Source organism: Paludicola sp. MB14-C6 (assembly GCF_030908625.1).
Lineage (GTDB): Bacteria > Bacillota > Clostridia > Oscillospirales > Ruminococcaceae > Paludihabitans.
Window position 1 is genome coordinate 133,908 of record NZ_CP133133.1, and the last position, 21,081, is coordinate 154,988.

The following is a 21,081-nucleotide window of genomic DNA, read 5'->3' on the forward strand; positions in this document are numbered from 1 at the left end:
CTGAAATAGAGTCTAATTATAATCAGAGTAATAAAACATGGAATATTAAGAACCCTAGTTTAGTCTTTAGTAGCGTTCGTACAATATGCGTAGCTAATCCGAATTTTTGTTTCCAACAGTTAGAGAATATTTGTCAGAGGATGAAGTTGCTCAAAAGAATCTTAATCCAACGATAAATAATTTTGTTAATAAACGGTATAGCCATATCTTCACAATAATTCTGCCTGATGTTCAATCAGGGCAAATCACAGTATTTTTTGCGATAAGTGCAAAACACACAACAAAGTCACCTTTAGAATTTATTGAGTATATCGATAAATGTACAGATGAACGGGTTATAGAAATTCTAAATAATATTGTAATTGATGCTTATGAGGAACTATATCTATCAAAAGATTCTTTTTTAAATTTCTACACGCAGGAAGAACAAACTCAACTCAAACAATTTCTAACAAGGCACACATTTATGGAAGATTCAACAACTTTAATGAAGGAGATTTTATCAGAACCCCAAATTCACTTTATTAAAATCCATCAAAGCTAAATTTTCTACATAAATGAAAAAAGGCTAAGCCTTATGTCAACATAAACGACATATAGACTTAGCCTTTTTATGCCCAAAAACAATAAAGAAGACTTGAGAATACAAATTAATCATTAAGCTAAACGGCACTGAGGTAGAAATCTCAGTGCCGTTAAAACTATAGACAAACAGTATCACTTTTGTTGTGTTAAACTTTTTCTTTGATTTAAAACAAATTGTACGGGCGTGTAACCTGTTTTATGATGAAATTGGGCTACGAAATGGCTGATATCGTGAAAGCAAAGATTTTCTGCAATTTCTTGCAAACTAAGATTTGAAAACAACAAATATTGCTTAGCTCGTTCTAAACGCATATCTAGATAGTATTGATATGGAGTAACACCTATAACTTTATGAAAAAGTCGTATTAACTGATTTTTGCTGTATCCAAACTGTAAACAAACCATTTCTAATGAAAAAAATTCCGATAAATTTTGTTGTAAATAAGTACATATTTTATTTACTAATTGAACCGTTTCATTCTGAGATGAAGTATTGCAAATAATCTGTTGTAGAATAGGTGCAAACCATATTTCCTGTTCAAAAAGAGTTCTGCTATCACATAGATGTTGGAACATTGTTACATTCATTGCAGTATCAATTGGATGTTGCTTTTTTAAAATTACTCCTTCGTTAATTTGTTGTTGCAGTTGATCTGTTTGAACACAATGAAAGTATGCAGTATACATAGAAACAGGGTTAATGGGGTCATGCCGACAGATGTGATTTTTTCTTAAGTCAAAAAGAAAAACATCGCCCGGCTCTAGAAGAAAAGTTTCCATATCACACTGTATAGTTACTGAGTTTTGAGTAATATACCATAAATGAAAACCTGTCCAGTGATTGTTTTCAGAGTTCCAACTCCATTCTGAGTTACAATTATCATAACACGCAATAATTAAAGAAATGTCGTAGTTTTGTAAAAATATCATGGTGATATTTTAATATAAAATATTACTTTTTTCAATAGTAAAAAATAATGAATTATGTTAACTTGAATATAGAAAAGATATACTCTTAAAATTTTAAACGAAAAGGTGATAGTGATGATATCAATTGAGAAAATAAGTAATCAAATTTTTAAAGTAACTGTGCCCCCTAAAGAAGAGAAAAAGCCTTATACAAAGGGTCTAGTATTGCCACAACCGGAATTTTTGGATAGCAAACTAGCGGAAGCTTTTTGTGAAAATGGTCGCATTTATTTCAAAAGAAACAATAAAGAAATTCTATTAGCAGAGTATGTGGATAGTAGATTAACTTTTCAAATAGGAGCTAGTGATGCTATATATGGTTTTGGTATGCATCAAAATAAAAGGTTAAATCATAGAAATGAAACATTATGGATGGGTCAAAAAAACGGAAGAAATATTGTAGTTCCATTTTGCGTTTCTACAGGTGGATATGCGATACTGTTTGATTATTACGGTTTTATGAAAATAGGTATTGATCAGGATTGTACTTTAGAAACAGAAACTGATCAGGATGTTGTTTCACAAACACCAAACAGAATTAATGTAAGAGCCGATTTTGATGCAGGTTTTGTCTTTTATGTAATTTTAGAAGAAACTATACAAAAACAAATCTATGAATACCGTAATTTAACTGGTTCTGCCGTAATGTTACCTAAATGGGCACTTGGCTTTTTTCAAAGTAGAGAACATTATAAAACTCAAGAAGAAATATTAAGTATTGCAAACGAATTCAGAAAAAGACATATACCGATTGATTGTATTGTACAAGATTGGAATTATTGGGGTAAATACGGTTGGAACGCATTAAAATGGGATGAAGATAATTATCCAGACCCAGAAAAAATGATCTCCGAAATTCATAACTTACATCAAAAAATATTGCTATCTGTTTGGCCTGGCTTTGGACCCGAAACAGAAATTACTGCTAAGTTAGAGAAGATGAGTGCAATCCTTGAACGTCCAGAACGCTTTGGAGAAAATTGGGGAAGAAATCATGATCCGTATAGAGAAGATGCTGTAGATTTTATATGGGCTCATATGAAAAAGTCATTTTTTGATATTGGTATTGATGCGTGGTGGCTTGATTCCACTGAACCGAGTTTTGAAGAAGATACATCGTTAACTCTATTGAAATGTAATGATTGTGCAATTGGTGAAAATAAATATCATCTAAATACGTATGCATTACAAGAGTCACGCAATATTTATAAGCGACAAAGAGCAGCTACTGATGATAAACGTGTATTTATATTAACTAGAAGCGGTTTTGCAGGTTTACAAACAGTAGGTGGAATGGTATGGACAGGTGATATAGAGGCAACTTGGGAAGTGTTTCGTAAACAAATTATTTCATTGCTCGGATTTTCGGCTTCAGGTATGCCTTACAGTACAACAGATATTGGTGGCTTCTTTGTAAATTATCCAGAGGGAAACAAAAACGAAGAGTATCGTGAACTATATATTCGTTGGTATTGGTTTGGCGCATTTTCGCCTTTATTTCGATCTCATGGTACATCTACAGCTAGAGAAATGTGGTTCTTTGGAGACGAGGGAACTACTTATTATGACTCTCAGTTAAAAGCGAATAAACTTCGTTATCGATTACTGCCAACATTATATAGTTGGGTTTATCGTATTTGGAAAGACAATGAGACATTTATGAGACCATTAATTATGGACTTTGATGATGATTCGAACTGTATGAATATTCAAGACAGCTATATATTATGTGATAATTTGCTAGTTAGTCCAATAACGCAGCTAGGAGCAGATAAAAAAGAAGTGTATCTTCCAAAAGGTGCAGAATGGACAGATTTTTTCACAGGAGTACGTTATAAGGGCGGGCAGATTGTATCTATTGATGCACCAATTTCACGTATTCCAATTTTGGTGAAAAGCGGTAGCATTTTATTATTAGGTGAAGAGATGGAGTATGTAAATCAAAAGAGGGATAACCGTATAGAACTACACATTTACTCTGGTGATAATGCTGAAACATTACTATATCGTGATTCAGGTGATGGATATGGCTATGAACAAGGAGATATATATACTTGTAAAATTCATTGGAATGATACAGAAAGAAAACTTATCTTTGATGAAGCGGAAGGAAGTAAAGAATATTCATATCCTACTCGATTTACAATCTATTGCGACGAGAAGTTTGTATCTGAAATTGAATATACTTCAAAAGCAATTGATGTTTCAATTCACTAATGAAAGGACTTAATATAATGGAAATGACCCCAAAACAAAGACTTCTTTCTAGTATTAAAGGGGAACAGGTAGACAGGCCAGCATTTTCACCTTTTTTGGCTTATTACTTTCAAAGTTTACCCCTTGAAATTCAACAAGCAGGTGAACTTGCATATTTGCAACAGATGGGTGCAGACCCACTCCTGAGAGGAGCAGTTTGTGCTTACAAATATCGTCATAAGGTATGTTCGGTTAATGAAGTAATATTAGATGATAAAAAAATTGTTACTTGGATTACGCCCAAAGGAACTTTATATGCTGAATATATTTTTGCAAAGAAAAGTAATACTTGGTATTTAACACGTCATCCAGTACAACGTGTAGAAGATATTGCATGTCTAAAAGCATATTATGAAGATATTATAGTTGTAGAAAATATTGAAGAATCCAATGCACAAGTAGAACAATTGGGGGGGAATGGACTTCAACTCGCAATACTTGGAATAGAACAAAAATCATCGTTTCAAAGTTTATTAGAATTTTGGATAGGAACAATTAATTTAATTTACTTTTGTGAGGACGAACCTGAATTAATTGCAGATTTGTTGAGTGTCATGCAAGAAAAATCAAGAAAAACAGTAGAAATCACTGCAAACAGTAAAGTATCTGCTTGTATTTCATGGGAAGATAGCTCAACTGGTAATATTAGTCCTAGTATGTATCAAGAATTTATAGCGCCAGAATTAAGTAATTGGTGCGATATTTTGCATAATGAGAATAAATTATATGTGCAGCATGCTTGCGGTTTGATAAAAGATCTACTTATTCCAATGGGAAAACAGGGTGTTGATGCAATAGAATCCATTACACCACCAAACACAGGGAATGTGACAATAGCGGAAGCAAATCGAATTCTACCAACTAATATAAGCTTAATAGGGGGAATAGATCCTGTATTTTTATTAAATTCAAGTAAGAGCCAATTAGAGAAAGAAGCTGTAGACTTAATAAAGACATGTAGTAATCGAGGATTTGTGCTTGCTAATAGCGATAGTTGTCCTCCTGGAGTAGATTATGATAAGTTTCTTGCACTATCTCAACTAGTTCGAACTAAGTTGTAATTTTTATGTTAAAAAGTAAAACTGTTTAAATTCAGTTCACTTTCCTTAACCATATTGGTTTGGAGTTTAATAATAGTAAGTTTAATAAGCTAAGTTATATTATTTGAACCTGAATTTTTATTATTAATGCTCGGTATTACAGTCTCTGTTCTCATTTCCATTGCTTTGAAAAACTTAGTCCATGCAACTCATTGGTGATTTTTTAAATTGCAATAAGAATTCAACAAGTCTAATAAGTTGTTAAAAAACAAAAGCATATCATATGAAATACCTTATATTGATGAAACTATGGTACAAGAAATTGCATTAAAATCTTTACAACATGAAAAAATTGATATTGAATATGTTACTGATTTTGTAATGGATAGGTACGAAAGAATTGAAAGTCTGGTTCAAAGTTTAGTAATGAATCCAAAAGAAAACTTTGGAATACAATTTATATAATAAGCAATAACGGCGCTGAGATAAAAATCTCAGTGCCGTTTTCGTATGAAAGGATATTATTATGAATAATAAAAAATTAACTATGATTCCTTCGCTTCATCAATTCAAGCAAAACATTAGTATTAACGGTGAAAAAATTAAAGTTGCAATATTACTTACCAATAATTGTACATCTGATTATTTGTATTCAATAAAATTAAAACTATCTTATTTCAATTATTTTGAAAATATCTGTTGGTTAACTTATAATTTAGATAATATAGAGAGTGAGAATGACATGAAAAACGTTTATGCTGTCTGTAAAAAAGAGAAAATTGGAATGCTGATTTGTTACAGTCTAAATAATTTCTTGCAAAATAAAGATGACCAATCATATGTAAGAAACTTTTTTGCGGATTGTGATATTCCTGTCTACTTTATTGATGAATGTATACTTTTAAAGGAGAATAAGTTTATTCTTATATAATAAAAATTTATTATGAAAGCTTTTTTAAAACAAATAATACCACAAATCTTTATTATAATGGAAATATTATTATTGAAGTTGTATAATGGGAATAAGTTAAATAAGTTATCACCATATAACTATAAGCAAAGAATAACCTGACCTAAAAAAATCGGGTTTAAAGAGCTACTTTATTATAATATTGTAATTGGGAGGTGAAACAGATGGATATGTTAAAACGACTTAACCTTGCAATTGCTTATATCGAAGAAAATCTGTGTGATAAAATTGATTTTGATGAAGTTGTTAAGATAGCTTGTGTGTCAAAAGATAGCTTTATGCGATTTTTTAGCTACATGACAGGTATGACGCTACATGAATATATACGTAGAAGGAAATTGACACTTGCCGCCTATGAGCTTCAAAACGGCAAAGAAAAAATAATTGATATTGCTATAAAATATGGTTGGGATAGTGCTGATGCCTTCACGAAAGCATTCGTTAAGCAGCATAACATTACACCGACAATGGCACGGAAACGGGATGAAGCATTAAAAATATATCCGCCTGCTTCCTTCTATATTATGATAAAAGGAGCAAAAGAGATGGATTTCAGAATAATTGAACTTGAAGAAACAGAGGTCTACGGCGTATCAAAGCAATTTATCGGACAAGGATACAAAACGAGAGAAGAGTTGCGGCATGAAATGTGGGCAGATGATTGTGATAATGTTCCGGGACGAATTTGTACTGGTCATTGGAATGAACACAATAATCATTCTTTCGATGGCGTATGGTATGGTATATGGCAGGACGGCAAATACATGATTGCTAGAGAAAAAGCTGATACAAATAACAATGCACTTGAAAAGATTATTATTTCTTCAGGAACTTATGCGGCTTTTAAAACCGATTGTGGGGGCCTCGCATGGGAGGAGTTCCCTAAACTTAGAGAGTTAATATTTGAATCATGGTTGCCAAACTCTGAATATAGACAAAAAGAAGATATTGCAATTGAGGTTCTTCACCTTTGGACGGATCGTGACATACGCAATAAGAATAGATATTATGAAGTTTGGATTCCTGTCGTTAAGAAGTAAAGGTTTGGGACAACAGTTTGAGAAAACTTCCTTGTAGTAAACTAAACTAATTGTGGAGGTAGTTTATGACTGAAAGTGAAAATTAAATAAATTTTTGCGTATTCAGGACTATTTCCACAATTTATATATCTTATGTATTAATCTTGATGAATTATGCAAAGCATATTTCTAATTCAAAACGCAATCTTTTATAAATATAAAGAAATAAGGAGCTATTTATGACATTGGAAACAGAAAGACTAGAGATAGTACCTCTTTCGTTAGAAAAATTAAAGTTATTAAGAGATAATCTAAAATTTCTTGAAAAGAAACTTAATTGTGTGTATAAGGGTGAAGCTATAAAAGGTTTTATTTTTGAATATTTGGAACAACAAATAAAGACTATTTCGGAAAATGCAGATAGTTGGTTATATATTGCCTTTTGGCTTTTAATAAGAAAGTCTGATAGAATTGTGGTGGGTTCTGCTGCATTTAAAGGATTACCAAACCAAAACGGAGAAATAGAGATAGGGTATGGACTTGGTAATGAGTTTGAGCACAATGGATATATGACAGAGTGCGTTTGTGAAATGTGTAAATGGGGTTTTGCACAAAATAACGTAAAGTATATTATCGCAGAAACTGATATTGATGGTTATGCATCACAACGCATATTACAGCGCAATGGTTTTGTTAGATATAAATTTGATAATTCCAGTTGGTGGAGACTATAATTTAAAATAGAATAATAAGATAAACAGAGGTGAAGTACATGACACCACAACAAATAATTGACTATTGTCTTGCAAAAAAAGGTGCGTACATAGATTATCCTTTCGGACCTGATGTGGTAGTAATTAAGGTTGGAAAAACAAGCGAGCGTTCTGGTAGAATTTTTGCACAGATTTTTAAGCTCAAAGATATTGACACGGTCACTCTAAATTGTGATATAATGACAGGTCAATTTTATCGTGATTTGCTACCAAATATAGTTGTGCGTGGGTATCATTGCCCAGCAGTTCAGCAACCGTATTTTAATACTTTCCCGTTAACCGACGATGTGCCTGATGAACTTATAATTGAAATGATAGAACATAGCTACAAAACGGTTTTAAATAAACTTCCGAAATATGTTCAGAAAAGTTTGAAGAGTTAGATATGAAAGATGAAAAAATTAGTTTGTAGAAGATATAGAGAGGTATTTGCATAGTGAGGGGGTAATGATAATTAAATTTACAACAGAAGAAAGGAACTAATATGAAACTTGCACTATTAGCTGATATTCATGGCAATTACATGGCACTTGAAGCTTGTTTAAATTATATCGAGCAAAACAATTTTGATGGAATTATCTTTTTAGGTGATTATATTACCGACTGTCCATACCCACAGAAAACAATTTCACTATTAAAAAATGCAATGAAAGTACATCAATGTTGGTTTATAAGAGGAAATCGTGAAGAATATATGATAAACCATCATAAAAACTCAAATGATAATTGGTGCTATTCCTCACAAACTGGTTCTTTGCTTTATACATATGAAAACTTATCCAATGATGATATTACTTTTTTTGAGAATATGCCAATATTTAATACTATTAATTTTAAAAGCTGTAAACATATTGTTATATGTCACGGCTCACCAACAAGCATAAGGGAAATGCTTTTAGAAGGTGAAGAGAATTCTAATAATTGTCTTGAAACGCTTGAAGCAGATTATTTATTTTGCGGACATACTCATGACCCTTTTAAGTATAAATATAAAGGTAAGATACTTACAAATTGTGGAAGCGTTGGCTTGCCAACAAACAACCAAATAAATTCACAATTTACTGCTATAGAATTTATGAGTAACAAATGGAAAATAGACTTGATTTTAGTACCTTACAATATAGATAGTCTTGTCAATGACTTTGAAGAAAGTGGTATTTATGATAAGGGCTTTTGGTGGTCTAAGTCTATTGTAAAAACCTTACAAACGGGAGTAAATTATTCAATGCTATGTATTCAAAAAGCAAATGAATTGGCAGGTCAACGCAACGAACGTTTATCTGAAAAGCATTGGGAAATGGCGGCGAAAGAGTTGTATCTTTAATAATAAAATAGTTAAAATATTGTTAAAGTTAACGTAAAAATATAAAAAGGAGCAATAAACTATGCCAAATGGAATTAAAGATTATTATAATTTAGTGCAGATGCCTTGGGGCAAAATGTTTTATGATATAGCTTATAAACAACTGAATATATCCAACGATACTAGACTTAAAATTTTGGATTTCGGAAGTGGTTTTGGAGTAACTGCAAATTACTATGCTAAAAATCATAATGTTATAGCAATAGAGCCTAACCAGGAAATGATTAATATGAGTTTCAATGAAAATACATACACATTAATTAAAGGCGATGTTAAAATCCTAAAACAATTCGACGATGAATTTGATGTAGTAATTTGCCATAATGTTCTTGAGTATGCACCAAATCAAAAAGAGATTTTTTCTCAGCTTGTAAGAGTGCTAAAGCCTAAAGGGAAATTGTCTATTATAAAGCATAACACTTTGGGTAGAGCTATGGCGGCAGCAGTTTTCGATGATAACCCTCAAGCTGCTTTAGATTTAATTTCGGACAATATTAATAAAGAAAAGAGTAGTACTTTCGGAAACAGGAACTTATATACAAATGATCAAATAATTGCTTGGACAAATGAAAATGACATTAAATTATCTCAAGTATTAGGGATAAGGGCATTTTTCGGTATAACCAAAAATAACAATATTAAATTCGGTGAAAAATGGTACGATAAAATGTTAGAACTTGAAATGCTTGCAAGTTGTATGGACGAGTTTAAGGCTATTGCATTTTTTAATCATTTAATATTTGAAAAGAAGTAATTTGAGGTTTAGATGAAAAAGTTAATATTTATAAATGGAACAATGGGAGTTGGTAAAACGACCACTTGTAGGGAGTTAAAAAAGCTATTACCTAAGAATGTATTTTTGGATGGTGATTGGTGTTGGGATATGAGCCCTTTTATTGTAAACGACGAAACTAAATCAATGGTCATAAGCAATATATGTTTCCTATTGAACAATTTTATTAAGTGTTCAGAATATGAAAACATCATTTTTTGCTGGGTTATGCACGAACAAAGCATTATTGATACCGTTTTGTCAGCTCTTGACATCAGCAATGTTTCTGTAAAACTATTTTCTTTGGTTGCAGATAAGGCTTCGTTGGAGAAAAGATTGGAAGAAGACATTCAAAATGGTATTAGAACTGCGGACGTAATAGAACGAAGCGTCAAACGTATAGAAAAATATAATTCATTAAATACAGAAAAAATTGATGTAAGTAATATTACACCAATGCAAGCCGCTGAGATATTAGTAACAAGAATATGATTGGCACAGTTAATTATTTTAAAGGGTTCAATTATAAACTTAGTTTAATTGTTATAATTAACATTATTGTATAATCTTTTTGAGAGAGGTGATTAAAGTGAATTTAGATAATATTGTAGGTGGAAATTTTAGGGGATGTGTTTTAGTATGCAATGGTAAAAATGAAGTCTATAAAAAAGTCAGTGGGTATGCCGATTTTGCTAACCAAATACCGAATACTTTTGATACAAAATTTGCAACAGCATCAGCTGGAAAAGTTTTTGTAGCCGTAGCTATACTACAATTAGTTGAAAAAGGTTTATTAAAACTTGATGATAAAATTGGTGATATTTTAGATTTTGATTTAAACAAAATCGATCCAAATATCACAATAGAAGATCTTCTCACTCATACCTCGGGAATACCAGATTATTTTGATGAAAGCGTTATGGAAGAGTACGAAAAGCTTTGGATGGATTTCCCCAACTATAAAATTCGATCAAACAAAGATTTATTACCACTATTTATTGACAAGCCAATGATGTATCCTCATGGTAGCAAGTTTCAATATAATAACACCGGCTTTGTTGTATTGGCTATCATTCTTGAGAGTATATCAAGAAAGTCATTTGATGAATATCTTAATCAACATATATTTGAACCATGTCAAATGAAAGATACTGGCTACTATGAGTTGGATAGGCTTCCTGCAAAATGTGCCAATAGCTATATTTTTGATGAGGAAAGAGAAGAATATCGCACAAATATTTATTCTGTAGATGCAAAGGGAACTGGCGCAGGTGGGGCATTTACAACCGTATATGATATAAAATTATTTTGGGAACATTTATTATCGGAGAAATTACTTTCTAAGTCCACGACAGCGAATATGCTTGCTCATCATAGTGGAGAAAATAATGAGTTATATGGCTATGGAATTTGGCTTAAAAAGAATAATAATAATTTAATTCCCTTCTTTACTGGTTCGGACCCAGGTGTTAGCTTTATTTCTAGTTATGACATTCAAAAAGAACTGCTGATTGTTTTAGTGAGTAATTATGAAGATAATGTTTGGCAATTATGTAGGAATATAGCTGAATACTTAGATGAATGAGGATAATATAATACATATCCAATTCACATTATGATTACGATGCAATAGACTACTGCTTTTTGACAAATACGATTTGATTTATGTCTTAATAAACCATCTTAATCAAATTTTTATGGATAATTAAGCAAACTACTCAATCCACCCTTGAAGCGATAAAACAGATGACATAATAAATATACAAATCAATACCGTTTATGCAGTAATATAATAATAATATGCAATGTTTATGCATAATTATACAAGCATTCACTTGATATGTTCCCAAGAACCACGCACGTGGAGTGCATCGTGGGACTACAAAAATCAAATAAACAGTAAGCACCTTTTATATAGCTTTAACAAGCGAGGCAAGTATGTCAGCTTTGATGAGAATGCAGATGGTATGGTTAAGAAACATACAAACAAAAGCATGACGGTAAATATTTGGATATAGAAAACTCGATATAAATAACGAGACCAATGGTGGTGTGAGCTACCATTGGCTTCTTTGTTTTCGTGTAATATTATAAAATTATATAAATAAATGAGAATATTTTTGCGAATTTAACGTTTTCCTCTTGAGAAAATTACATAAATTTGGTAAGATTATATAGAACATTGTCAGAATTGCTATTATAACAGAAAAGAATAACAATAAACCTCTGCCAGTGGGTAGAGGTTTGTTTTATATATGGTAAAAAATTAGATAACACAAAAGGAGCCAACACTATGCTTAAGCCAGGACTATACGAACAAGTTATCAACAAAGAAATTGATGCGGAGCTTATCACTTTAGAGGATAAGTTCTCTCAAACTGCTTCGATTGATAAAGCGGAAGGCTCCAAGATTTTGGCGAAGTATATCGCTGAAATTATTGAAAAAGGCCTTGATAATGTTCGTGATAATGGCGGAGATGTTGTGGCTCAAGTTGACCTTGCAAATAAAATCGTGTCAACAATTATAAACGAAACAAATGAAGCTGATTTTGACACGCTTAAAATTTCGGAGCGTGCCGAACAGCTTCTTGCTCTTTTAGATAAGAAAAACAGTGTTTTGTGGTTAAATGAAAAGGCACAAGTCACTCGCCCAGAAACATCTATTGCTCAAAGTAGTCTTTTTACAGGCGCCATTCACGAGCCACAGATGTTCACCGAGCTTAAAAAAGAAATTGTATCCGCAAACCGCATTGATATGCTTGTATCCTTTATTAAGTGGAGCGGATTGCGACTTATTATTGATGAACTTTCGGAATTTACGAAAAATGGTGGTGAGCTTCGTATCATTACCACCTCATATATGGGTGCGACCGATGTGAAAGCCATTGAAGAACTTAGAAAACTGCCAAACACCAAAATCAAGGTGAGCTATGACACAAACCGAACTCGTCTACACGCTAAAACTTACGTTTTTTATCGTGACACAGGTTTCACTACTGCATATGTGGGTTCGTCTAATCTATCCAATGTCGCTATTTCAAGTGGACTTGAATGGAATGTGAAAGTGACCAAAAAGGATTTGCCTGAAACTATAGACAAAATTAAAGCCACCTTTGAAAGCTATTGGAATGCAAGTGAATTTGAATATTACTGTGAAGGACAAAAAGAACGTCTTGCAAGAGCGTTAAAGGCAGAGAAATACTTTGATAACAATAACGAATGTGACTACACATTTGACATCACGCCGTATTCTTATCAGCAAGAAATTTTGGATAAATTAGAGGCAGAACGCACAGTCCTATTATAAAAATTTAGTCGTTGCGGCAACAGGTACAGGAAAAACCGTAATTTCTGCTTTTGACTATAAAAGATTTAAAAAGCAAAATCCACATAAGCCATGCAGATTATTATTTGTGGCACATCGAGAGGAAATATTAAAGCAGAGTATGTACACCTTTCGTGGTGTGCTCAAGGATAATAATTTTGGAGAAATGTTTGTGGGTAACTATAAACCCGAGAGTATTGACAACCTGTTTATTTCCATTCAGACCTTTAATTCGCAAGATTTTACAGATAAAACCGGTGAAGATTTTTATGACTATATCATCGTGGACGAATTCCACCACGCAGCGGCGCCCACCTATCAAAAACTGCTTACATATTATAAACCTAAAATTCTTTTGGGACTTACTGCTACCCCAGAGCGTATGGACGGTAAAAGCATATTAGAGTATTTTAATAATCGAATTGCCGCAGAAATTAGACTGCCTGAAGCTATTGATAGAAAACTTTTGTGTCCATTCCAGTATTTCGGTGTCACCAACAATGTGGACTTGGATAACCTTAAATGGGTGCGTGGCGGTTATGATAAAAGCGAGCTTTCTAAGATATATACAATAAGCGGATTGGTTGCAAACCGTCGTGCTGATATGGTGATTTCGTCAATTCTAAAATATGTGACGGATATTGACGATGTAAAAGGACTTGGATTTTGTGTGTCTATTGAACACGCAGAGTTTATGTCGAACTATTTTAATAATCATGGGATACCTGCAATGTTTTTGACAGGAAATTCTCCTGATGATGAGAGAAAAGCGGCAAAACAAAATCTTGTCAGCGGTAACGTACGATTTATATTTGTGGTAGATATTTATAACGAGGGCGTGGATATTCCTGAAATTAACACAGTCTTATTTTTAAGACCGACAGAGTCACTGACCATATTTTTGCAGCAGCTCGGTCGTGGTCTTCGCCTTTCTGAAGATAAAGAATGCCTTACCGTTCTTGATTTTATCGGTCAGGCAAACAAGAAATATAACTTTGAAGATAAGTTTTCGGCACTGCTTTCTAACACCACAAAAAGTGTGCAAAGGGAGATAAAAGAAGGCTTTGTTTCAGTTCCAAAAGGCTGTTATATCCAACTTGAAAAGAAAGCTCAGAAGTATATTTTAGATAATATTCGTTCTTCCTTTGGAGCAAAAGCAGGACTCATTTCTCGCATTGCAACCTTTACCGAAGATAGCGGTTTAGAACTTAATTTGCAGAACTTTTTAAATTATCATCATCTTGACATACGAAATATATACGCAAGGGATAGCTTTTCAAGGCTATGTGTTTTAGCCGGTGTAAAAGATGATTTTAGTGAGGAGTTAGAGGAAACACTGACAAAGGCTTTTGGAAGATTTGCTCTTTTGGATTCTCGCAGTTTGATAAATTTTATAGTGGAAATCTTAACAAGCAATAAGGCTATTTTTACACAAGCAGAACAAAGAATGCTTCAGATGTTTCAATTTACAGTGTGGCAAAAGCCGTTTGAAGAATGTGGGTTTTCCTCGCTCATGGACGGCGTAAACATGGTGAAAAGCTGCCCTGTTTTATGCAATGAACTCATTGAGATTTTGAAATATAACTACAATAAAATTGATTTTATTGATGAAAGTGTTGATGTTGGTTTTGATTGTCCGCTGGACTTGCACTGCACCTATACAAGAGATCAGATTTTAGTGGCGATGGATTTTCTAAAGCCGAGCACAGTTCGTGAGGGTGTTAAATATCTAAGCGATAAAAAGGCGGACATTTTCTTTGTGACGCTCAATAAATCCGACAAGGATTATTCACCTACAACTATGTATAATGATTACTCCATAAACGATATTTTGTTCCATTGGCAGAGCCAAAGCACCACAGCAGATACATCAGCGACGGGTAAGCGCTACATATGTCACAGAGAGCAAGAAAACAAAATTTTGCTCTTTGTTCGTGAGTTTAAGAATGATAAAGTTTTAGGTACAGCCAGTGCTTATACCTATCTTGGCACCGCAGATTATGTGAGCCACGAGGGTTCAAAACCTATGAACATTACTTGGAAGTTGCATAAGCCAATCCCTGCAAAATTCCTAAAGAAAACAAATAAATTAGTGGTGGGGTAATCATGTATTATATTTACGAAAATTGGAGAGCAGAAAAGAAAGCAGTTATTCATAATGGTTCTTGTGGAATGTGTAACAACGGAAAAGGTATTCATTTAAGTGCATCCAATAAAAATGGGAAATGGCATGGTCCATTTGAAACACTTGACTTAGCTATTGTTTTTGCAAATGGCTTACAAGATAGAAAAACAAAGTTTTGTAAACTTTGTATAGGTGATAACAAATGATTGAAGTAGTGGCGGCATTAATATGGGATAATAATAAATTTTTAATCTGTCAACGTCCTAAGAACAAGGCGTGCGCATTGCTGTGGGAATTTGTAGGCGGTAAGGTTGAAAAAGGTGAAACCAAAGAACACGCTTTGATTCGTGAATGTAAAGAAGAACTTGATATCACTCTTTCGGTTGGCGAAATTTTTACAGAAGTTACTCATACATATCCGGACATTACCGTTCATATAACGTTATTTAATGCAACAATAGCAGAAGGCCAACCCAAAATGATAGAACATAATGATATTAAATGGATACAGATTAGTGAGATTGATGATTTTGAGTTTTGCCCAGCAGATGTGAAAATTTTGAGGAGGCTTAAAGATGAGTACAAAAATCTACAACAAACTCGTTCGTGATAAAATACCAGAGATAATTGAAGCTGACGGCAAGACCTGTACTACGGAATTTTTGTCTGATGAAAAGTACATAGAGATGCTTGATGAAAAGCTAAATGAGGAACTCGCTGAGTATCAAGAAAGTAAAGACATTGAAGAACTTGTTGATATGCTTGAGGTAATGTATGCCATAGCCACAGCAAGGGGATATTCGCAAGAACAGTTTGAAGCTATTCGAAAGCAAAAAGCAGACAAGCGTGGCGGGTTTGAGAAGAAGATACTATTGCTGGAGGTTAAGTGTCCATGAATATTTTAATTGATTTTTGGTATGTATGGGCTCTTTTTGCCATTGCAATAATACTAAAATTATTTCAGCCCGTGATAAAAGGTTTTGTAGGAGAAAAAACAATATCTACATTTCTTTCATTCTTACCGCAAAATGAATACTCGATACTTAACGACATTATACTGAAAACCGACCGGGGTACGACTCAAATTGATCATATCGTTGTATCTCAGTATGGAATTTTTGTAATAGAAACAAAAAATTATAAAGGCTGGATTTTAGGAAAAGAAAGCGATGAATATTGGACACAGAACATATATGGCAAAAAGAATAAGTTTTTTAACCCTATAAGGCAAAATTATGCGCATACCGAGGCAATTAAAGCATTACTATCCGAATACCCTAATGCTAAAATCATACCTATTGTTGCGTTCTCCGGTGAATGCGAATTGAAAGTCAACGCTAAAAGTAGAGTGGTATATTTTAGTGGCATAAACAAAACTATTACTAAAGAAAAAGAGAACATATTTACCACACAAGAAATTAAAGAAATACTACAAATAATTAGCTGTGCCGATATTAACAATAAACAGACTCGAAAAGAACATGTTACAAAAATAAAACATCAAGTGCAAATGAATAAAGAAAAAATATCTCACGATATTTGTCCGAAATGTGGAAGTAAACTTGTCCTTAGAAAATCTAAATACGGAACATTTAAAGGCTGTAGTAACTACCCCAAATGTTGTTATATTTTGAAATAAGAGGTGACCTAAATGCCAATCTACCACAGTGCCTCGGGAAGCTGTGCCGAAGATTTATTCATAGAACTATTTTCCGATGCCTTTGGCGCGGAAAAGGCTGGTTATCTCTACTCCCAATATCACTTCTATGACATCTATCAAAACAGTCGTTTTGCGGACTTTGTGGTAAATACAGGGTTTAAAAGAGTAGCCATTGAGGTGGACGATGAGGCAAGTCACAACAAAAATATTATTGCTGAAAATAAATTCTATGACCACTTGCTAAAGCAAAATAGCATGGTGCACTTAGGTTGGGATGTGTACCGCTTTGCGGTGCGACAAATGCAATCACAACCAGATAGAATTAAGGATGAGTTACGTGTATTTTTAGGCACATACCCTCAGTTTAAGGAGATAGAGGACTATTTACCGCCACAAAGGGCAAAGGCAGTGGATGCTGTCAATTTGGAGCTAAAAGAACATCAAAAGGCGGCACTAAAAGCACTTAACGAGATGAGGTCAAATAGCGAAACTATAGGGCTTTTGTATCATGCAACAGGTACAGGCAAAACAGTCACCGCAGTAATGGATGCCAAAAACTGTGGCGGCAGAACCCTGTTTTTAGCCCATACTGTGGAGCTTGTAGAACAAGCAGCAGACACTTTTGGCAAGTTGTGGAGCAAAGCCACGGTGGGAAAATATGTGGATAGTATTAAGCAGCCCAACGCTCATGTTGTCTGTGGCAGTATTCAAAGTGTTGCACTTAACTTGGATAAATTTAAGGATAATGATTTTGATTATCTCATAATTGATGAGGCACACCACACATCAGCCGACACCTATCAAAAGGTACTGAGTTACTTTAAACCCAAATTTACTTTGGGGCTTACTGCAACTCCGGAACGTACCGATGATAACACCGTTATTTTGGATATTTTCAAAAAAACGGCTCATAAATTAGACATTCAGACAGCAGTAGAAATCGGCGAGCTTGTGCCGGTTCGCTGTATTCGAATACATACCAATATTGATTTAACCAAAGTTAGATTTAATAGTGTGCAATACAATATTCGTGACCTTGAGAGCAAAATTTATGTCCCCGAACGAAATAAGCTGATTGTTGATACCTGGCTTAACTATGTAAAAAACAAGAGAACGGTAATTTTCTGTGCCAGTGTTAAGCACGCAGAAGAAATAGCTTCTCTTTTTATTGCTGAAAATATTAAGGCTGTGGCAGTATCAGGTAACATGAAAGCCAGTGAACGAAAAGAGCATTTAGAGAAGTTTGCAGAGGGAGAAATCAAGGTGCTTTGTGCCTGTGATTTACTTAACGAGGGTTGGGATTGCCCCGAAACTGAAGTGCTTTTTATGGCTCGTCCCACTATGTCAAAGGTACTGTATACTCAGCAACTTGGCAGAGGTATGCGCCTTGCTGAAAACAAGGATAGCCTTATGGTTTTTGACTTTGTAGATAACGCAAGTCAGTATAATATGCCTCAGTCCTTACACAGATTATTTAGACTAAAAGACTACCGTGCGGGTGCTTTGGCACTTGCACCACAAGTACAAAAGACCGCCGAAGATGGTTTATATGCTAAAGGTGAACGCCCAGATGCACTAATTGATTGGCCCGTTGATGCTACCGATTATGAAATTGTGAATATCTTTAACTGGCAGGAAGAAGCGGCTGGGATGATATCACAGATGGAATTTGTCCGCCGTGTTGATGTGCAAACTGAAACCATTGAGAGATATGTACGTGAAGGCAAATTAATCCCAGATTTAATCGTGCCAATGAGCGAGCATAGAACTTTTAAATACTTTAAAGAAGAAACCCTTGAACGCTATGCAACGCAATATGGTTGGACAATTATAGATGACAAAAACCGTAAAGATTTGTTTATGGACATGGTGCGTCAGATGGATATGAGCTATTCCTATAAACCAGTATTGCTGAAAGCTATTATGCTTTATGCCGATGAAAAGGGCAGAATCAAGCTTTCGGATATTGTTTCCTATTTTCGTGAGTTTTACGAAAGCCGTCGTCAAAATGGATTTGTAGTAGAAAAGAAAAATAGTATTTTCGCCAAAGGTGGCTATACCGATAAAGAAGCTGAACGCAATATTCTTTCTAACCCATTCAAACGATTTGAGGATATGAATATGCTCCGCCACACGAAAACACTTGGCATTGTGGAAATAGACAGCACTATTTGGAAAAATCTCAGCAATGAAGATAAGGCTGAAATTGAGGGGGCTTGCGAGGAGAAGTTGAATGGGTATTATGCGAGAATGAAGTAAATGCGGATATAAGACATAACGGTAATTAATGGCTATTTTTTTAACAAGGCTGATATGCCAGTAACTGAATTTAGATTATGATAAAATGGAGGTTATCATATGGGTAGCAATGAAAACACATTAATATGTAAAAGCATTTTTGAGTATATATCGAAAAAGTTATATGATTGGATGGATCACGCAATTTTTACAAAGACATCCATAGAAGAATTAGGAGAGCTGTATTACAATCATGTGCTAAGCGTTGTTCAAAATGCAAGTGCAGAATTGTTAAATGCAGTAATAAAAACTGTAAAACCAAAGAATGTTGAATGTAATAGTACGAAAGATTATTATATTGCATTGTGCAGTATTTTGCATATTAAAAAATTACCATCTGAAGTGTTAACTGAGGTTGAAAGAGAATATGAAGAAATTTTCGTCCAGAAGTACAACACGGTGTTGCACAAATATCAATCTGAAATTACCAGGATAAATACCAAACTTAACGAAGTAAAGATTGATAGTGATGCAATAAAGAATGCCAAACCAAGCCATTCCTTTATGAGAGATATATCTACTGATGAGCAAAAGCTTTATGAACTATGTTCGAAATGTAATTTGCTAAAAACCAGAAAAGAAATGTTAAAATTCGCAATCGACTATTTGAACTCTAAATTATCAGAATTCTGTGATATAAACAATGTGCAAAGTGTTGAAAACGCAAAGAAACAGGAAACATTGAAGTTAAGCAAGGTAGAAACTTATGAGGCTAAATTTGCTTTTTCATCATATCGGGATTATGTTGAAATAGTTGAGGATGATGTTAACAGATCCTATGCTTTATTTTTTAAGGTAAAAATATATGCTATTTTAGAAAATGCTCTAAAGCAATATCATTATTCAAGCTATACAAAGTTAGATGATGAAGCAATAAACGAATATAAAAATTATTTGAGTTTAATTCCTAAAATTGATGATTTGTATTTATACAAAAGCTCAAAACCAAGTATCTATTGTGAAACATTGGAAAAATTTATTACAGACTATGAGGTTATAGATGAGCTAACAAATAATTTAGAATCAAGTGTATGTCTTAGAGAGCGGAATGGGATATTGATTAAGGCAATTAATTTATATAAACAAGGCGAGTTTGAATTATTCAATAATATTATACCAATTCAAATAGAAGGAATGTTTGCAGATTATTTAAGAGATACTACAACATTTTGTAGGTTTTCAAAAATGGATATTTATATCAATGCTGTTCTCAAAGATAAAATAAGGCATTTACAAGAGGTTAATGGCAACATTTATCCAGAATCAGTTGAATATTTCATGTACTATTTTAACAACATGATTCGTAATAAAATAGCTCATGGAAGATATAGTGGAAATTCAGAAGAAAGAATACAGGATGAAATTTTTGCTAAAGAATTAATATTGGATATGGGAATGTTGGTATATATGCTGACCAGAAAAAGTGAAACTGAGAAAATGTATCGCTTCATTCATGGGTATCAAAAGCACTATAGACAAGTTATTCGTTCGTCAGAACATCCGTGTTTTGGAGCTCTTTTTAATGATATAATTGGACAGAAACATATAGTAGATTATGATACTATGGAAAAGTACAGACCAATTCAAGTCGCTTATTGGTTAGTAAATCCATATTACGAAAGGATTTACGCACAAGTAGAAGATAAAAATGATTTATTGGAACTGAGAGATGAGTTTTTAAGCAAAGACTTTTGGGAATATGTGTTACAAAAGCTTGAAGATGTTATAATTCAAAAATATGATTACTTGAATATAAACATGGAGTGTATTTCTGTTGTTAATGGGTTATTTAAATGCAATGTGTCATCTGATGTTAAGCAAATTTTAGGAAAAGTAAATTCGGCTTTAAAAAAAATTAGGGATATTCAAATTGCAGATTATGAAAATCAATAATTTTTTGTAAATTTAATATTTACTACAAGGAGA

General features: G+C 33.4%; 21 protein-coding genes. 20 read left to right on the forward strand and 1 reads right to left on the reverse strand.

The annotated features are described in order from the left end of the window. Positions 1-130: 130 nt before the first annotated feature. Entirely contained in the window at positions 131-544 is a 414-nt protein-coding gene (locus RBG61_RS00580; RefSeq protein ID WP_307944646.1) for a hypothetical protein, read from the forward strand. Positions 545-717: 173 nt separating this feature from the next. On the opposite strand, the gene RBG61_RS00585 is transcribed toward RBG61_RS00580, so the two are convergent. Then, complete coding sequence (locus RBG61_RS00585; RefSeq protein WP_307944647.1) at positions 718-1,515, reverse strand: AraC family transcriptional regulator; 798 nt, start codon at positions 1,513-1,515, stop codon at positions 718-720. 114 nt (positions 1,516-1,629) lie between these two features. Between RBG61_RS00585 and RBG61_RS00590 the strand changes: the two genes are divergently transcribed. The 19 genes from RBG61_RS00590 (at position 1,630) to RBG61_RS00675 (ending at position 21,048) form a co-directional block, all read left to right on the forward strand. After that, complete coding sequence (locus RBG61_RS00590) at positions 1,630-3,771, forward strand: TIM-barrel domain-containing protein (protein ID WP_307944649.1); 2,142 nt, start codon at positions 1,630-1,632, stop codon at positions 3,769-3,771. A 17-nt stretch (positions 3,772-3,788) separates the two neighbouring features. Next, the gene (locus tag RBG61_RS00595; protein WP_307944650.1) at positions 3,789-4,871 is read left to right on the forward strand and encodes a uroporphyrinogen decarboxylase family protein; all 1,083 of its coding nucleotides are present in this window, start codon (positions 3,789-3,791) and stop codon (positions 4,869-4,871) included. Positions 4,872-5,159: 288 nt separating this feature from the next. Continuing rightward, a complete protein-coding gene (locus RBG61_RS00600) occupies positions 5,160-5,315 on the forward strand; it encodes a hypothetical protein (RefSeq protein WP_307944651.1) in 156 nt (51 codons plus the stop codon). A 61-nt stretch (positions 5,316-5,376) separates the two neighbouring features. Beyond that, positions 5,377-5,781: a hypothetical protein gene (locus RBG61_RS00605; RefSeq protein ID WP_307944652.1), complete on the forward strand. Its 405-nt coding sequence runs from the start codon at positions 5,377-5,379 to the stop codon at positions 5,779-5,781. 203 nt (positions 5,782-5,984) lie between these two features. Continuing rightward, a complete protein-coding gene (locus RBG61_RS00610; RefSeq protein WP_307944653.1) occupies positions 5,985-6,860 on the forward strand; it encodes an AraC family transcriptional regulator in 876 nt (291 codons plus the stop codon). A gap of 218 nt (positions 6,861-7,078) precedes the next feature. Beyond that, positions 7,079-7,573 (forward strand): GNAT family N-acetyltransferase, encoded by a 495-nt coding sequence (locus RBG61_RS00615; RefSeq protein ID WP_307944654.1) that lies wholly within the window; start codon positions 7,079-7,081, stop codon positions 7,571-7,573. Positions 7,574-7,611: 38 nt separating this feature from the next. After that, positions 7,612-7,995, forward strand: a complete 384-nt coding sequence (locus RBG61_RS00620) for an MmcQ/YjbR family DNA-binding protein (RefSeq protein ID WP_307944655.1) — start codon at positions 7,612-7,614, stop codon at positions 7,993-7,995. A gap of 101 nt (positions 7,996-8,096) precedes the next feature. Next, entirely contained in the window at positions 8,097-8,936 is an 840-nt protein-coding gene (locus RBG61_RS00625) for a metallophosphoesterase family protein (protein WP_307944657.1), read from the forward strand. 61 nt (positions 8,937-8,997) lie between these two features. Beyond that, positions 8,998-9,729, forward strand: a complete 732-nt coding sequence (locus tag RBG61_RS00630; RefSeq protein ID WP_307944659.1) for a class I SAM-dependent methyltransferase — start codon at positions 8,998-9,000, stop codon at positions 9,727-9,729. Positions 9,730-9,741: 12 nt separating this feature from the next. Continuing rightward, the gene (locus tag RBG61_RS00635; protein WP_307944660.1) at positions 9,742-10,239 is read left to right on the forward strand and encodes an AAA family ATPase; all 498 of its coding nucleotides are present in this window, start codon (positions 9,742-9,744) and stop codon (positions 10,237-10,239) included. A gap of 97 nt (positions 10,240-10,336) precedes the next feature. Beyond that, positions 10,337-11,332 (forward strand): serine hydrolase domain-containing protein, encoded by a 996-nt coding sequence (locus tag RBG61_RS00640; RefSeq protein WP_307944661.1) that lies wholly within the window; start codon positions 10,337-10,339, stop codon positions 11,330-11,332. A gap of 708 nt (positions 11,333-12,040) precedes the next feature. Then, complete coding sequence (locus RBG61_RS13990) at positions 12,041-13,054, forward strand: phospholipase D-like domain-containing protein (protein ID WP_373889717.1); 1,014 nt, start codon at positions 12,041-12,043, stop codon at positions 13,052-13,054. A 40-nt stretch (positions 13,055-13,094) separates the two neighbouring features. Continuing rightward, complete coding sequence (locus RBG61_RS00645; protein ID WP_373889734.1) at positions 13,095-15,176, forward strand: DUF3427 domain-containing protein; 2,082 nt, start codon at positions 13,095-13,097, stop codon at positions 15,174-15,176. Between the two features lie 2 nt (positions 15,177-15,178). Beyond that, a complete protein-coding gene (locus tag RBG61_RS00650; protein ID WP_307944662.1) occupies positions 15,179-15,403 on the forward strand; it encodes a hypothetical protein in 225 nt (74 codons plus the stop codon). Continuing rightward, positions 15,400-15,807, forward strand: a complete 408-nt coding sequence (locus tag RBG61_RS00655) for a (deoxy)nucleoside triphosphate pyrophosphohydrolase (protein ID WP_307944663.1) — start codon at positions 15,400-15,402, stop codon at positions 15,805-15,807. Before RBG61_RS00650 ends, RBG61_RS00655 begins: the two co-directional genes overlap by 4 nt. Then, the gene (locus RBG61_RS00660; protein WP_307944664.1) at positions 15,773-16,093 is read left to right on the forward strand and encodes a nucleoside triphosphate pyrophosphohydrolase; all 321 of its coding nucleotides are present in this window, start codon (positions 15,773-15,775) and stop codon (positions 16,091-16,093) included. Before RBG61_RS00655 ends, RBG61_RS00660 begins: the two co-directional genes overlap by 35 nt. Beyond that, positions 16,090-16,836 (forward strand): NERD domain-containing protein, encoded by a 747-nt coding sequence (locus tag RBG61_RS00665; RefSeq protein ID WP_307944665.1) that lies wholly within the window; start codon positions 16,090-16,092, stop codon positions 16,834-16,836. Before RBG61_RS00660 ends, RBG61_RS00665 begins: the two co-directional genes overlap by 4 nt. A gap of 12 nt (positions 16,837-16,848) precedes the next feature. Further along, positions 16,849-19,116, forward strand: a complete 2,268-nt coding sequence (locus RBG61_RS00670; RefSeq protein WP_307944666.1) for a DEAD/DEAH box helicase — start codon at positions 16,849-16,851, stop codon at positions 19,114-19,116. A 99-nt stretch (positions 19,117-19,215) separates the two neighbouring features. Further along, complete coding sequence (locus RBG61_RS00675) at positions 19,216-21,048, forward strand: hypothetical protein (RefSeq protein WP_307944668.1); 1,833 nt, start codon at positions 19,216-19,218, stop codon at positions 21,046-21,048. Positions 21,049-21,081: the final 33 nt, after the last annotated feature.